Annotated in this window: 11 protein-coding genes; 8 read left to right on the forward strand and 3 right to left on the reverse strand. The window is 65.6% G+C overall.

Annotated elements, in window-relative coordinates:
* Positions 1-22 precede the first annotated feature (22 nt).
* The 4 genes from zwf to glk are packed head-to-tail and all read left to right on the forward strand — an operon-like array spanning position 23 to position 5,023.
* Positions 23-1,462, forward strand: coding sequence for a glucose-6-phosphate dehydrogenase (zwf, locus tag B4K74_RS06825; RefSeq protein ID WP_286692307.1), 1,440 nt, complete (start codon positions 23-25; stop codon positions 1,460-1,462).
* Positions 1,452-2,162 (forward strand): 6-phosphogluconolactonase, encoded by a 711-nt coding sequence (gene pgl, locus B4K74_RS06830; protein ID WP_286692308.1) that lies wholly within the window; start codon positions 1,452-1,454, stop codon positions 2,160-2,162. Before zwf ends, pgl begins: the two co-directional genes overlap by 11 nt.
* On the forward strand, positions 2,159-4,054 hold the full coding sequence (edd, locus tag B4K74_RS06835; RefSeq protein ID WP_286692309.1) for a phosphogluconate dehydratase: 1,896 nt from the start codon (positions 2,159-2,161) through the stop codon (positions 4,052-4,054). The genes pgl and edd overlap by 4 nt, the downstream gene beginning before the upstream one ends.
* The gene (gene glk / locus B4K74_RS06840) at positions 4,055-5,023 is read left to right on the forward strand and encodes a glucokinase (RefSeq protein ID WP_286692310.1); all 969 of its coding nucleotides are present in this window, start codon (positions 4,055-4,057) and stop codon (positions 5,021-5,023) included.
* On the opposite strand, the gene B4K74_RS06845 is transcribed toward glk, so the two are convergent.
* From B4K74_RS06845 to B4K74_RS06855, 3 genes are all read right to left on the reverse strand, one after another.
* Positions 5,020-5,823 carry a DUF1295 domain-containing protein gene (locus B4K74_RS06845; RefSeq protein WP_286692311.1) on the reverse strand — a complete coding sequence of 268 codons (804 nt, stop codon included), beginning with the start codon at positions 5,821-5,823 and terminating at the stop codon, positions 5,020-5,022. The two genes, glk and B4K74_RS06845, sit on opposite strands and share 4 nt — an antisense overlap.
* Before the next feature lie 75 nt (positions 5,824-5,898).
* Complete coding sequence (locus tag B4K74_RS06850) at positions 5,899-9,051, reverse strand: efflux RND transporter permease subunit (RefSeq protein ID WP_286692312.1); 3,153 nt, start codon at positions 9,049-9,051, stop codon at positions 5,899-5,901.
* A 10-nt stretch (positions 9,052-9,061) separates the two neighbouring features.
* Positions 9,062-10,186, reverse strand: a complete 1,125-nt coding sequence (locus B4K74_RS06855; protein WP_286692348.1) for an efflux RND transporter periplasmic adaptor subunit — start codon at positions 10,184-10,186, stop codon at positions 9,062-9,064.
* A 223-nt stretch (positions 10,187-10,409) separates the two neighbouring features.
* Between B4K74_RS06855 and lepA the strand changes: the two genes are divergently transcribed.
* From lepA to B4K74_RS06875, 4 genes are all read left to right on the forward strand, one after another.
* Positions 10,410-12,230, forward strand: a complete 1,821-nt coding sequence (lepA, locus tag B4K74_RS06860; RefSeq protein WP_286692313.1) for a translation elongation factor 4 — start codon at positions 10,410-10,412, stop codon at positions 12,228-12,230.
* Positions 12,231-12,374: 144 nt separating this feature from the next.
* Positions 12,375-13,637 carry a DNA (cytosine-5-)-methyltransferase gene (dcm, locus tag B4K74_RS06865; RefSeq protein WP_286692314.1) on the forward strand — a complete coding sequence of 421 codons (1,263 nt, stop codon included), beginning with the start codon at positions 12,375-12,377 and terminating at the stop codon, positions 13,635-13,637.
* Positions 13,630-14,082: a very short patch repair endonuclease gene (locus B4K74_RS06870; RefSeq protein ID WP_286692315.1), complete on the forward strand. Its 453-nt coding sequence runs from the start codon at positions 13,630-13,632 to the stop codon at positions 14,080-14,082. The genes dcm and B4K74_RS06870 overlap by 8 nt, the downstream gene beginning before the upstream one ends.
* A gap of 2 nt (positions 14,083-14,084) precedes the next feature.
* Positions 14,085-15,377, forward strand: coding sequence for an MvaI/BcnI family restriction endonuclease (locus B4K74_RS06875; protein WP_286692316.1), 1,293 nt, complete (start codon positions 14,085-14,087; stop codon positions 15,375-15,377).
* The last annotated feature ends 60 nt before the right edge of the window (positions 15,378-15,437 follow it).

Genomic DNA, 15,437 nt, shown 5'->3' on the forward strand with positions numbered 1-15,437 from the left:
GGACGAAGAGACGGAGAGGCGAATGTCGGCCCTGATACTGTTCGGCGGAGGTGGAGACCTGGCGCTGCGCATGCTGCTGCCGTCGCTGTATTTTCTCGACCACGATGGTCTGCTGGATCCCGAACTGAAGATCATCGCCGCCGCCCGGTCGGACGAGACGCGCGACACCTACATCGAGCGGGTGCGGGCCTCGGTCGAGCCCCGCGCCAAGTCTGACGACATCTGGTCCGACGAGACCTGGACCCGCCTGGCTGCCCGGCTGGACTATGTGGCACTGGACGCCACCAGTGCGGATGAGCTGAAGGCGCTGAAGGCGAAAACCGGGGACGGCTCTGTAACAGCTTTCATGGCCGTGTCGCCGTCGCTCTATGGCCGGATCGTCCCGGCCATGCACGCCGCAGGGCTGGCCGGTCCGGACACCCGGATCGTGCTGGAAAAGCCGGTCGGTCGCGATCTGGAGAGCTTCCGCGAGATCGACGAAGCCGTCTCGGCCGTGTTCGACGAGCGGCAGGTGTTCCGCATCGACCACTATCTGGGCAAGGAGACGGTCCAGAACCTGATCGCCCTGCGGTTCGGCAACACCATCTTCGAGCCGCTGTGGAACAATCTGACCATCGACCATGTGCAGATCACCGTGGCCGAGACCGTCGCCGTTGGAGACCGCTGGGCCTACTATGACGAGTACGGCGCCCTGCGTGACATGCTGCAGAACCACATGCTGCAGCTGCTGTGTCTGGTCGCCATGGAGCCGCCGTCCAACATCGACGCGGACTCGGTGCGCAACGAGAAGGTCAAGGTGCTGCGCTCGCTTCGGCCGATCACGGTCGAGGAGGCCGGTCGCGTCACCACCCGGGGGCAGTACACGGATTACGTCAGCGAGCGAGGCGCCCCGACCGACACCGAGACCTTTGTCGCCATCCGCGCCGACATCGACAACTGGCGCTGGGCGGGCGTGCCCTTCTTCATGCGCACCGGCAAATGCATGGCCGAGAAGCGCACCGAGATCGTGATCCAGTTCAAGCCGGTGCCCCATTCGATCTTCGGTCGTGACGGATCCAGCTATCGCGGCGCGATCCAGCCGAACCGGATGATCATTGAACTGCAGCCGGACGAGGACATTTCCCTTGAGGTGATGAACAAGCAGCCCGGCCTCGATCAACGCATGCAGCTTCAGCCCATCACCATGAGCCTGTCGTGGGGGCACAATGACCGCAAGGCCAGCCCGCCGCGCCGCCGCATCGCCTATGAGCGGCTGCTGCTGGACGCCATGGCCGGGGACTCCACCCTGTTCGTGCGACGGGACGAGGCGGAAGAGGCCTGGAAGTGGGTCGACGAGGTTTCCGATGCCTGGGACGGCGCGGCGATGAAGGTCGAGCCCTATGAAGGCGGCAGCTGGGGCCCCGAGGCCGCCGACCTGCTGCTGTCCCGCACGGGCCGTCGCTGGAGCAGTCATGAGCGTTGAGATCGAAACCTTTGCCCATCGCGCCGACTGGGCCGCCGCCTGCGCCGCGCGCATGACCGACGCCCTGGCCGGGGCCTTGAGCGAACGCCCGCGCGCCTTCTTCGCGGGCTCGGGCGGATCGACTCCCGGTCCTGTTTATGCGGCGATGCGCGAGGCCGATCTGGACTGGAGCCGGGTGACTGTGACGCTGGTCGATGAGCGCCATGTGCCGGAGAACTCGCCCGAGTCGAACGCCACCCTGCTGAAGACCAGCCTGCCGATCGGGCCGGGACGGGCCGACTTCATCCCGCTTTACAGCCCCGCCGTGACCGTCGACCGGGCCGCCGCGGTCGCCACCCACGCCCTGGCCAGCCAGACCGACCGGCTGGATGCAGCCCTGCTGGGCATGGGCGAGGACGGCCACGTCCTGTCGATGTTCCCGGAAAGCCCGACGCTCAAGACCCTGCTGACCCCGACCATGTCGCCCGCCGTCCTCGGCGTGCCGCCCGGTCGCGACGGTCTGGCCCCCAGCCGCGAGCGTCTGTCGATGAACCTGCCCTGGCTGATGGCCTGCGGCACCGTCGTGATGGCCCTGACCGGCTCGGCCAAGCGGAAGGTGTTCGAGGATCGCATCATGGCCGATCCCGCAATCGTCCCCGTCGCGGCGCTGGCCGCCCACATCCCCCACCTGCAAGTCCTCTGGACGGAACAGTCTGAATGACCGACCTCCATCCCACGATCCGCGCGGTCACCGACCGCATCATCGCCCGCAGCCGCGAGACCCGCGCTGACTATCTGCGTCGGATGGATGAGGCCGCGACCAACCGGCCCGGGCGCGCCAAGCTCAGCTGCGCCAACTGGGCCCACGCCTTTGCCGGAGCCCCGGTCAAGGACAAGCTGAACGCCATGTCGGGCAGCCAGCCGAACCTCGGCATCGTCACGGCCTATAACGACATGCTGTCGGCCCATCAGCCGTTCGAGCGCTTCCCCGAGATCGTCCGTCAGGCCGTGCGCGAGGTGAATGCCACCGCCCAGGTCGCGGGCGGCACGCCCGCCATGTGCGATGGCGTCACGCAAGGCCGCCCCGGCATGGAGCTGTCGCTGTTCAGCCGCGACCTGATCGCCATGTCGACCGCCATCGCCCTGACGCACGACGCCTTTGACGCCGCCCTGTGCCTTGGGGTCTGCGACAAGATCGTGCCGGGCCTGTTCATGGGCTCTCTGGCGTTCGGCCATCTGCCGGTCGTGTTTGCGCCCGCCGGCCCCATGCCCAGCGGCATTCCGAATGCGGAAAAGGCCCGGGTACGCGCCCTCTATGCCCAGAACAAGGTCGACCGCGCGACCCTGCTGGAAAGCGAGGTGGCCAGCTATCACTCGCCCGGCACCTGCACCTTCTACGGCACCGCCAACTCCAATCAGATGATGATGGAGGTGATCGGCCTGCATCTTCCGTCCACGGCCTTTGTCCACCCCGATACGGGCCTGCGCGATGCCCTGACAGCGGCAGCGGCGAAGCGGGCGGTCGAACTGGCCCGCTCGGGCGAGGGCCGGATGAGCCGGGTGGTCGATGAGAAGTCGATCATCAACGCCATCATCGCCCTGCTGGCCACCGGCGGCTCGACCAACCACGCCATCCATCTGGTCGCCATGGCGCGCTCGGCCGGGGTGCTGATCGACTGGACCGATCTGGACGAGCTGAGCAGCTGCACCCCCCTTCTGGCGCGGGTCTATCCGAACGGCTCGGCCGATGTGAATGCCTTCCAGGCGGCCGGCGGCGTGGCCTTTGTCGTGCGCGAACTGGCCACCACCGGGCATCTGCACACCGACGTCACCACCGTCATGGGCGAGGGGCTGGAGGCCTATTACCAGGAGCCCGTGCTGGACGAGAACGGTAAGCTCGTCTGGTGCGACGGCGTGACCGAGAGCCTCGACCCCCACATCCTCCGCCCCGTCTCCGACCCCTTCCAGAAGGATGGCGGACTACGCCTCGTGCAGGGCGCTCTGGGCCGGGCGGTCATCAAGGTCTCGGCCGTCAAGCCCGAGCACCGGGTGGTCGAGGCCCCAGCCGCCGTGTTCGACAGTCAGGAAGCCGCGCTGGAGGCCTTCAAACAGGGCCAGCTCGATCGCGACGTCGTCGTGGTCCTGCGCTTCCAGGGCCCCAAGGCGAACGGCATGCCCGAGTTGCACAGCCTGTCGCCCGCGCTGAGTGTGATCCAGGACCGGGGCTTCAAGGTCGCCTTCGTCACTGACGGCCGGATGTCCGGCGCGTCGGGCAAGACACCGGCCGCCATCCACCTCAGCCCCGAAGCCTTGGCCGGTGGGCCGATCGCCCGCGTGCGTGACGGCGACATCGTCCGCCTCGACCCGGACAGGGGTGAGCTGACCGTCGTCGGTTGTCCCGACTTTGCGGAGCGCCCCTGTGCCCCGCGCACGGAGGCCAGCCTGCAGACCGCGTCCTGGGGCTACGGTCGTGAACTGTTCGGCGCCTTCCGCCATGTGGTCGGATCGGCCGAGGAAGGCGCATCCGTGGTGTTTGCCCAGCCGCCTGCCGGACCGCCCGGCACCGATACTCCCCCCGACCCCAATGTGGTCGACCGCACCATGGACGCCTGAATGAGCCCTGCTCCCCTGCATCTCGTCGGCGATGTCGGCGGCACCAATGCCCGCTTTGCCCTGTCGCGCATGGTCGATGGCGTGCCGCGCGTCGAGCACCACGAAAGCTTTCCGGCCGAGGACCATCCGACCTTTCTGGATGGCGTGCGGGCGTTTCTGGAGGGCTGCAACGAGCGCCCGGACGGCGGCGCCATTGCCGTAGCAGGGCCGGTTACCGATGGCTTCATCGACCTGACGAATTCGCCGTGGCGCGTGTCCGAGGCCGAGTTGGCCAGCCTGGGCGTCGGGCCGATCCGCCTGATCAATGACTTTGAGGCGCTTGCCTGGGCCGCACCCCTGATCGAGGGGCCGGATCTGGCGCATCTGGGGGGGCCAGGGACCGGCGATCCGCTCCAGACGCTGGCGGTTCTGGGACCCGGCACCGGGTTCGGCGTCTCGGCTTTGGCCCGCGACCGCTGGGGCTCTGCCGTGGCGCTGGCGTCCGAGGGTGGCCATGTCGACTTCCCGCCGTCCGATGCCATCGAGGATGAGGTGCTGCGCATCCTGCGGCGGCGCTATACCCGCGTGTCGATCGAGCGGCTGGTCTGTGGACCGGGGCTGGTCAACCTGCACCGGGCGCTGGCCGAGATCGACGGACGCCCGACCACCATCGACGATCCGGCCGAGATCACCCGCGATGCCCTCGCCGATCCGCGCAGCCCGTGCGGCGCGACGCTGGCGCGGTTTTGCGCCATCCTCGGCTCGGTCGCCGGGGACGTGGCCCTGACCACCGGCGCACGCGGCGGCGTCTATATCGCCGGCGGCATCGCCCCGCGCATTCTGGACTTCCTGAAGGCCAGCCCGTTCCGCGAACGCTTCGAACAGAAGGGCCGCTTCACCCCCTATATGCAGGCCATTCCGACCTGGGTGATCCTGCACAAACAGGCCGCTCTGCTGGGTGCCGCCAAGGTCGCCTGTCGCAACGACTAGGGGGCCGATTTGGGCGGCCAGGGGATGAAGGCGCTGGTGCGGCGCACATAGTCGGCATAGCCGGGCCGCGAGCTGTGGATCGACTTTTCGGTGATGCCGATACCGGACCATTTGGTCAGGGTAAACGTCAGGAAGATGGGCCCGAGGATCGAGGCCAGCCCCGGACCCGTCTCGGCCGCAAGCAGATAGAGACCCCACCACACACAGGCGTCGCCGAAATAGTTGGGATGGCGGGTGTAGCGCCACAGGCCGGTATCCAGCACCTTGCCCTTGGTCGACGGATCCCGGCGGAAAGCGGCAAGCTGCGCGTCGCCCACCGTCTCGAACACGAGACCGACGGCGAACAGGGCGACACCGGCCCAGCCCAGCCAGCCCACGGGCGGCGCCCCGGCCACCTGTCCCAGCTGCACCGGAAGGGAGGTCAGCCAGGCCAGCCCCCCTTGCGGCAGGAAGACAAACAGCAGCGCGACCATCGACCAGCTCTTGCCGGTCTTCGTCTGACGTCCGATCAGGTCCGCATAGCGCCGGTCCTCGCCATGCGACCGCCAGCGCAGGAACAGGTGCAGGCCCAGCCGCACCGCCCACAGTCCGCACAGCCCGACCAGCAGTGCCGAACGCAGGGTGTCGCCGTCCGCCCGGGGCCAGGTGACCAGGGCGAGGAACAGCATGGCCATCGGCCAGACGGCGTCGATGAAGCTGACATCGCGGATACGCACCGCCACCAGCCACAGCAGGCTCATGACGCCGAGGATCAGCGCCAGATTGACGCCCAGCAGCAGGCCGATCTCGGTCAGGGTCATCGTCAGCTCTCCGACAGCGGGGGACAGTCCCCTATACGCGCGGTGCCGTCACCGGGATGCCTCGCGCGACGCGCCTCATTCGTGATGCTGCGCCCCGAATGTCCGCTCCAGCCGCCGCTCCAGCCGGGTCTTCACGCCGTCGATCAGGCTGAAGGCGGCCGGGATGAAGATCAGCGACAGCGCCGTCGAGGTGATCAGCCCGCCGATCACGGCGACCGCCATGGGACTGCGGAACTCGGTCCCCTCGCCAAAGGCCAGGGCGATCGGCAACATGCCCAGACCCATGGCGAGCGTCGTCATGATGATCGGCCGGGCGCGCTTGTGCGCGGCGTCGATGATGGCCTCCCGCCGGTTCATGCCGTTCTTCATGGCGATGATGGCGTAGTCGACCAGCAGGATGGAGTTCTTTGCCGCGATCCCGGTCAGCATGATGATGCCGATCAGGGCCGGCATCGACAGCGACTTGCCCGTCACCAGCAGCAGGAAGAAGGCCCCGCCGAACGACACGGGCAGCGCCGCCAGAATAGTGATCGGGTGGAAGAAGCTGCGGAACAGCAGAACCAGCACGACGTACATCAGCAGGATGCCGGTCACGATAGCGAACATGAAGCCGGTGGCCGTTTCCTGAAGGTTCTCCAGCTCGCCCGACACCGCCTGGGTGACGCCCGCCGGCAGGTTCTGCATGGCGGGCAGATTGTCGACCCGTTCCGACGCCTGTCCCAGGGTGATGCCGTTCAGCTCGGCTGTCAGGGTGGCGACGCGCTTGCGGTCCAGACGGTCGATCTGGTTCGGGCCGGCCCCGAACGAGATATCGGCCACCGACGTCAGGGGCACAGATGCGCCGGATGCCGTCGGGACACGCAGGTTCTCAAGGATGCCCAGATCGCTGCGGGCTTCCTCGCGCAGCATCACCCGGATCGGAATCTGGCGGTCGCCGAGGTTGAATTTGGGCAGCAACTGATCCGCATCGCCGAGGGTTGCCACGCGGGCCACCGAGCTGATGTCGGACGAGGCCACGCCCTGCAGCGCCGCCACATCGCCCTTGGGCGTGATCAGGATTTCGGGCCGCACCAGCGCCGCCGAAGAGATGACATTGGTCAGGCCGGGGATTTCGCGCATCTGGCGTTCGACCGTCGAGGCGGCCTCTTCCAGCGCATCGCCGTCATCGCCGACCAGCTGGATCGACACCTGGCTGCCCTGACCGTCAGCGCCGAACTGGACGCGGGCGCCCGGGATGGCACGCAGCACCGGTCCCATTTCCTGTTCAAAGGCCTGCTGGCGCAGCGACCGCTCGCTACGCTTGACCAGATTGACGGTGATATTGGCCTTGCGGACCTCGCCCGCCGAACCGCCGCCGCCCGGGCCAAAGCTGACCGAGGCCGAGCCGACCGAAGAATAGACCGACCGCACCTCGGGCCGTTCCAGTAGCGCCGTATTGACCCGCTGCACCACCGAGTCCGTCTCGGCCAGCGTCGATCCCGGCGGCAGCTGGATGGTGATGCTGGAGCGTGACACATCCTCGGCCGGAATGAATTCGAACGGCAGCATGGAGGCGAGGACGAACGAGCCGATCAGGAAGGCCGTGCCCCCGCCCATGACCCAGATCCTGTGGTCCCTGTAACGCCTCAGGACGCGACGGCCAAAGCTCGGACGACGCTCGCCATCGCGGCCGCGGAAGTCGTTCAGCACCCAGTTGACCATGATGAGATAGCGCTTCATCCAGGCCGGATCGCCGTGTTCCTTGCCCTGGTCCCGCTTGAGCATATAGGCGCCCATCAGCGGCGTGAGCGTTCGCGCCACCACCAGCGAGAAGAACACGCTGACGCAGGTGGCGATGGCGAAGCTCTTGAAGAATTGGCCCACTACCCCAGGCATGAAGCCGGTCGGCGCGAAGACCGCCAGCAGGGTCGCCGTCGTCGCGATAACCGCCAGACCGATTTCGTCCGCCGCCTCGATCGCCGCCGGGTAGGGGGCCTTGCCGTCGCGTATGTGCCGGACGATGTTCTCGATCTCGACGATGGCGTCGTCGACCAGAATGCCGATGGTCAGCGACAGGGCCAGCAGAGTCACCACGTTCAGCGACTGACCCGTCAGGTCCATGATCCAGAAGGTCGGGATCAGCGACATGGGCATGGCCACTGCCGCGATCAGCGTTGCCCGCCAGTCGCGCAGGAAGACGAACACCACCAGCACTGCCAGACCCGCGCCCAGCAGCAGCGCCTCGACCGAGGCATGGAAGTTATTGATCACCTCCGAGGTGGTAGTGGTCACCTCTTCAATTGTGACGTTGTCCAGTTCCGCATCGAGCGCCGCGATCTCGGCACCCGCTGTCTCATAGACGTCCAGCTCGGACGACTCCTTGGAGCGGCTGATACTGAAGCCGACGACCTCGGCCCCATTGTAGCGGGCCCGGCCGCGGGGCTCGGACCATTCGTCGACCACCTCGCCCAGATCGCCCAGCCGCACCGAACGATTTCCCACCGGGATCAGCGTCTCGCGCAGGTCCTCGACCGACTGGGCCGAGCCGACCGTGCGGATCGCCTGCTCCTCGCCGCCGATCTGGCCGCGTCCGCCCGGCAGGTTTATGTTGGAGGCCCGCAGCTGGTTCGACACCGCCGCGGCCGTTACGCCCTGGGCCGCCAGTCGGGCCGGGTCCAGCTTGATGCGGATTTCCCGGCTGACGCCGCCGTCGCGGCTGACCTGGCTGACGCCCTCGAGCGACAGCAGTCGCTTGGCTACGGTGTTGTCGACGAACCAGCTCAGTTCCTCGGGGTTCATGCCGGGCGCGCGGACGACATAGGTGGCGATCGGGATCTGGGTGAATTCGATCCGCTGGACGATCGGCTCCTGCACATCGGCGGGCAGATTCTGACGTACACCGGCAATGGCGTTGCGCACATCATTGGTGGCCTTTTCCAGATCCACACCCAGCTGGAAGGTGATGGCCGTGGTCGACACCGAGTCATTGATGGTCGAGCTGATGTCGTCGACCTCGCCGAGGCCCGACACCGCATCCTCGATCAGACGCGTCACCTGGGTTTCCAGCTCGGTCGGTGCCGCACCTGACTGGACGACCGTCACCGCCACGACCGGCAGATCGACGTTCGGGAAGTTGTTCGTCGGTAGTTTGAAGTAGCTCAGCACCCCGGCGACCGTCAGGATGATGAACAGCAGCACCACCGGGATCGGGTTCCGGATCGACGCCGCCGATATAGTGTTGAAGTTCATCGGGCCGGTCTCAGGTTGCGGACGCGGCGGGTGCGCGTGTCGGCGCCACCGGGGTGGCCGGCGCCACCGTCACCCGGTCGCCGTCGGCCAGGAAGCCCGCGCCCTTGACCACGACCCGCTGGCCGGCCTCAAGCCCGCTCTCGATGGCCACATTCGGCCCCTCGCGCACGCCGGTCCGCACCTGGACAAAGCGGACAGTCGAGTCGCGCCCGACGACGTAGACCCCGGCCTGTCCCTCGCGATAGATGACGGCTTCGGATGGCACGACCAGGGCCGGAAGCTGGCCCAGCGCGATCTCGGCCCGGGCGAACATGCCGGTCTTGAGATCGCTGCCGCTGTTGAGGGCGATGCGCGCGACACCCAGACGCGTCTGGGGATCGACCTCGGGCGTCACGATCCGCACCCGGCCGCCGGTCGGACCGTCGGCCCGGTCGGCAGTGATGACGGCCGTCATGCCCGATCGCACCAGCGACAGGTCGGATTCCGGCACTTGGGCGTCAAGTTCCAGACGTCCGTCGCGCACAACCCGGAACAACTCTGTGCCCGGCTGGACGATCTGGCCGCGCGTCACGCTGCGGCTGATGACCCGGCCGGCGACGGGCGCGCGGATGGTGGTCTGGGCCAGTCGCGTCGCCGTTTCTGACCGGGCCGCGCGGGCGGCCTCCAGCTGGGCGGCGGCCGTGCGTTGATTGGCCTCGGCCGTGTCCAGCCCGGCCTGGCTGAGGTAGCCGCGCTCGCGCAGCTCGCGGGCCCGATCCAGCGCCGCATCCTGCTGCGCGACCAGGGCTTCCGCCGATTTGACCGAGGCATCCTGCTGCGCCAGCTGGGCGCGCAGCACGTCGTCGTTCAGCTTCACCATGGCCTGGCCCTGCCGGACATAGCTGCCCTCATCGACATAGACGGCGGTCGCCACAAGTCCGCCGGTTTCGGCCCCGACCGGCACCTCTTCCCATGCCGAGATCGTGCCCGAGACCGTCAGAGTCCGCGCCAGATCGACGCTGCGGACGGTCGCCACGGTCACCGTCTGACCGGCTGCCGGCTCGACGCCTGCCTTGTCGTCCTCACTGTGGCCCGAGCAGGCGCCCAGTACCCCCAGGCCAAGGATCGCGAAGGCAGCAGCCACCGGCTTCAGCATTGATCTCACGTCAGTATCCCCTGTGCGGGGTTCCATCCTAAGTCATCCCGAAGCGTGAGAGTCGCGTCGAAAAGGCCGGAACCCGGATGCCGCCTATATCCTGTTCCCGGCCCGTTCTCAAACGAGACCTTGTCCATTACAGCACTTTAATCCCCTCGCACCGGGCCCTCTCGCGCCCGCGTGAGTTGGCGTCGGCCCGGCCCCATGCTAACCGCGCCGCAGCATGAGCACGCCCCCTCCGACACCCCCGATCGACCGCATTCGCAATTTCTCTGTGGTCGCCCATATTGATCATGGAAAATCAACGCTTTCCGACCGGTTGATTCAGTTCACGGGGGGGCTGACGGCGCGGGAGATGCGCGAGCAGGTCCTCGACAATATGGAGATCGAGCAGGAGCGCGGGATCACCATCAAGGCCCAGACGGTCCGGCTGAACTACAAGGCGAAGGACGGGCTGGATTACGTCCTGAACCTGATGGACACGCCCGGCCACGTCGACTTTGCCTATGAGGTCAGCCGCTCGCTGGCCGCCTGCGAGGGCTCGATCCTGGTGGTCGATGCGTCGCAGGGGGTCGAGGCCCAGACCCTCGCGAACGTCTACCAGGCCATCGACAACAACCACGAGATCGTCCCGGTCCTCAACAAGATCGACCTGCCCGCCGCCGAGCCCGAGCGGGTCCGCCAACAGATCGAGGATGTGATCGGCATCGACGCCTCCGAGGCCGTCCTGTGCTCGGCCAAGTCCGGCATCGGCATCGAGGATGTGCTGGAGGCCATCGTCACCCGCCTGCCCGCCCCCAAAGGCGACGCAAACGCCCCGCTCAAGGCCATGCTGGTCGACGCCTGGTACGACCCCTACCTCGGCGTGATCCTGCTGGTCCGGGTCTTCGACGGCCATCTGCGCACGGGCCAGCGGATCAAATTCATGCAGAACGGCTCGACCCATCTGGTCGACCGCGTCGGCGTCTTCCTGCCCAAGAATACCCCGGTCGAAAGCCTCGGCCCGGGCGAGGTCGGCTTCATCACCGCCCAGATCAAGGAGGTCGCCCACGCCGCCGTCGGCGACACCATCACCGATGAAAAGCGCCCCACCGACACCCCGCTGAAGGGCTTCAAGGAAGTCCAGTCGGTGGTGTTCTGCGGCCTGTTCCCGGTCGATGCGGCGGATTTCGAGGACTTGCGCGCCGCCATCGGCCGCCTGCGCCTGAACGACGCCTCCTTCACCTATGAGATGGAATCCAGCGCCGCCCTCGGCTTCGGCTTCCGCTGCGGCTTCCTGGGCCTGCTGCACCTCGAGATCATTCAGGAGCGCCTCAGCCGCGAGTTCAACCTCGACCTGATCGCGACCGCCCCCTCGGTGGTCTACAAGATCGGCCTGCGCGACGGCACCGAGATCGACCTGCACAACCCGGCCGATCTGCCCGACGTCATGCAGATCGACACGATCTCGGAGCCGTGGATCAAGGCCACCATCCTGACGCCCGACGAATACCTGGGCGGGGTGATCAAGCTGTGTCAGGACCGCCGCGGCCAGCAGGTCGAGCTCAGCTACGTCGGCACCCGCGCCCTGGTGGTCTATGAGCTGCCGCTGAACGAGGTCGTGTTCGACTTCTACGACCGGCTGAAGTCGATCTCGAAGGGCTATGCCAGCTTCGATTACGAGCTGACCGACTACAAGGTCGGCGATCTGGTCAAGATGAACATTCTGGTCAATGCCGAGCCGGTCGACGCCCTGTCGATGCTGGTCCACCGGGGCCGCGCCGAGACCCGCGGCCGCGGCATGGTCGAGAAGATGAAGGAGCTGATCCCGCCCCATATGTTCGTCATCCCCATCCAGGCGGCCATCGGCGGCAAGATCATCGCCCGCGAAACCGTCCGCGCCCTGCGCAAGGATGTGACGTCCAAATGCTACGGCGGCGACGCCACCCGCAAGAAGAAGCTGCTGGAGAAGCAAAAGGCCGGCAAGAAGCGCATGCGCCAGTTCGGCAAGGTCGACATCCCGCAGGAAGCCTTCATCGCCGCGCTGAAGATGGATGATGATTGAGGGGGATCATTCTGGTGACGTCACCAGAATGATCCAATCGAGGCAATAACCATTTTCCCGGGCCCGGCAATTTGGTCGGCAACCATATCGGTGACGTCACCAGAATGGTTCTGACCGGAGCGCCATTCCGAGCCGCACAACATATTGTTGTGTTCTCGCCTTGTTCTCCTGGAGCGATCCTGGCAATCTGTCAGGATGGGAATCAGGGAGATTGCCGTGTCGGAGTATGCCCGGATGGTTGAACAGGCGGGACGTGCGGTGGCCGACAGGGCGGTGGCGATGGGCTACATCGAAAAGCCTGTTGAGGCTGCCCAGCCGACCCTCAAGCTGGTGCGAGGCGGGGCGAAGCCCGAGGCGGATTTCACCTTCATCGACCTGTTTGCCGGGATTGGCGGGCTGCGCCGCGGCTTTGAGGCCATCGGCGGCCGCTGCGTCTTCACAAGCGAGTGGGACAAGTACAGCCAGCAGACCTATCGGGCGAACTTTCCTGATGACGATCACGAGATCAACGGCGACATCACCAAGATCGACGCAGCCGATATCCCGGCCCACGACGTGCTTCTGGCGGGCTTCCCCTGCCAGCCGTTCTCGATCGCCGGGGTGTCCAAGAAGAATGCTCTGGGCCGGGCGCACGGCTTTGAGGACAAGACCCAAGGCACGCTGTTTTACGATGTAGCCCGGATCATCAAGCACCACCGCCCCGCAGCTTTCCTGCTGGAAAATGTTCGCAACCTGGTTGGCCACGACAAGGGCAAGACGTTCCAGACCATCAAGGACGTGCTGGAAAAGGACTTGGGGTACAAAATCGACTTCCGGGTGATCGACGGGCGGCACTGGACGCCCCAGCACCGCGAGCGGATTTTCATCGTCGGCTTCCGCGAGGACCAGGGCTTCCGGTTTGCGGACATGAAGGTTCCAGAAGCCGCACCGAAGCTGCGGGAAATTCTTCACCGGGAAGCCGATGAGTCGGAAATCCCGGATCAGAAATACACGGTCGGCAACTCGGGCCGGGTGGCAGACAAATACACCCTGACGGATCACCTCTGGAACTATCTCCAGCGGTACAAGGAGAAGCACCAGGCGGCCGGCAATGGGTTCGGCTTTGGCCTGGTGGGGCCGGACGACGTGGCCCGCACCCTGTCCGCCCGCTACTACAAGGACGGGTCGGAAATCCTGATCAAACAGGAGGGCAAGGCGCCCCGCCGGCTAACGCCCCGCGAGTGCGCGCGTCTGATGGGCTTTGACTCTCCGCGCGGCGCCGAGTTCATCATTCCGGTGTCAGACACCCAAGCCTATCGCCAGTTCGGGAATTCTGTTGTTGTGCCGGCTGTGAAAGCCGTTGCCGAACATATGAAGCCGCACCTGTTCGCCGCTCTCGGAAAACGTCCGAAGGCTGCTGTTGGCTGACGTCGTTGACCCGGCCACCCGCAGCCGCATGATGGCCGGGATCCGGGGCAAGAACACCAAGCCGGAACTGATGATCCGCAAGGCCCTGCACGCGCGGGGCTTTCGCTACCGCATCCACTGCAAGGACCTGCCGGGAAATCCGGACATGTGCTTCCCGAAATATCGGGCGGTGATCTTCGTGCACGGCTGCTTCTGGCACGGCCACGACTGTCACCTGTTCAGATGGCCAAAGACCCGACCGGAGTTCTGGCGGACCAAGATCGATCGGAATCGGGAGGTCGATGCGAGGGCCATGGCGGAGCTGGCAGCGGCGGGCTGGCGGGTGGGTACGGTTTGGGAATGCGCGTTGAAGGGGCGTGAGCGGCTAAAGCTGGACGACATTCTGTGTTCTCTGGAAGAGTGGCTCCGGTCGGATGAGTCTACTCTGGCCTTCGGAGGCGAATAACCATGCTGATTCAAGAGGTCGTCGCCCTGATGACGGAGCACGGCGCGCGTCAAATCATCTGCAAAGCCTTGGCTGGAAACGACAACTCCAAGAATCAAGTCTATGTGGCCGGCAGCCTCGACATTTTGAACGTCCTGCCAATGGGGGAAATCCAAGAAGAGGTAAGTGCGAGGGGTCGGGCGGTCCTCAAAGCAGGCTTGGACTTACGGTGGGTGAAGCCCGGGGAGGCACCAGAGCAGGCTCGGTATGCGCAGTTGATCCTTTATCCTCAGTATCCGGAAGTTCGCCTTTCTGGGTTCCTGCGGGGCACCACGACAGCACCGAACGAGATCATGGCCTCGCGAGCACCCAACCGTACGCTCTTCCTCGGCGTCGGAGACCAAGGCGAAGTGTATGCCTTTGCCAGCATTGACCCTGCGCTTTCGGCGGCGGTTCAAGCCTTGCCAACCGACACACAGTACGGGGTGTTCAAGTCCGCCATGGGCGGGATCGCCCAAGGCGCGCGGCAGCGATTGATCGACAAGCTGAAGTCGATCTCAGACATGGGGTGGGTCAGGGCTCAAAAGCTGTCCTCTGACGGTACTCGAGGCCCGTGCCGGGGTCCGAACTGCGGCGGGGTCACCTTGGAGTCGCTGTTCGACATCTCTCCCAACGGACGCAGTGAACCCGACTACGAAGGTTGGGAACTAAAGACCCACACCGTACGCGTTTTCGGTCAGCACGCGGGTGGTCATCTGACGTTGATGACGCCGGAGCCCACAACCGGAATATATCGCGACGACGGAGCTGCACAGTTCGTTCGCATGTTCGGATATAGCGACGCGAAGCTTGCCGATCGTATGAACTTCTCGAGCCCTCACCGGATCAACGAGCGCAATAGTCGAACGGGACTAACTTTGCGACTGGATGGGTACAAGGACTGCAAGATCGAGAACCCTCTTGGATCTCTCCTGCTATTGGATGATCAGGACAGGGTCGCTGCGGGATGGCCGTTTGCTGGCCTGCTTGCACATTGGAATCGGAAACATGCGCAAGCCGCATACGTTGAGAATATGTGCCGGGGCAAGCCCAACGCGGAGTATAGCTATGCCGACAGGTGGCGTCTTGGTGAGGGGACGGATTTTTCGCGCTTCCTGCACGCGCTGTCGGTCGGGCAGATCATTTACGACCCCGGCATTAAGCTAGAAAGCGCATCCGGCGCTAGCCCGAAGCTTAAGCGTCGGAATCAGTTCCGCATCAAGTCAAGGGATGTGGGTAACCTGTATGCAAGATTTAATACGGTCAGTGCAGACTGATACAGCGCTTCTACGAATACTTTGATCTTGGCTTCGGGCTGGCTGCGCCATGGCCTGGCC

Origin of the sequence: Brevundimonas sp. UBA2503 (assembly GCF_002341485.1) — a bacterium.
GTDB classification, from domain to species: domain Bacteria; phylum Pseudomonadota; class Alphaproteobacteria; order Caulobacterales; family Caulobacteraceae; genus Brevundimonas; species Brevundimonas halotolerans.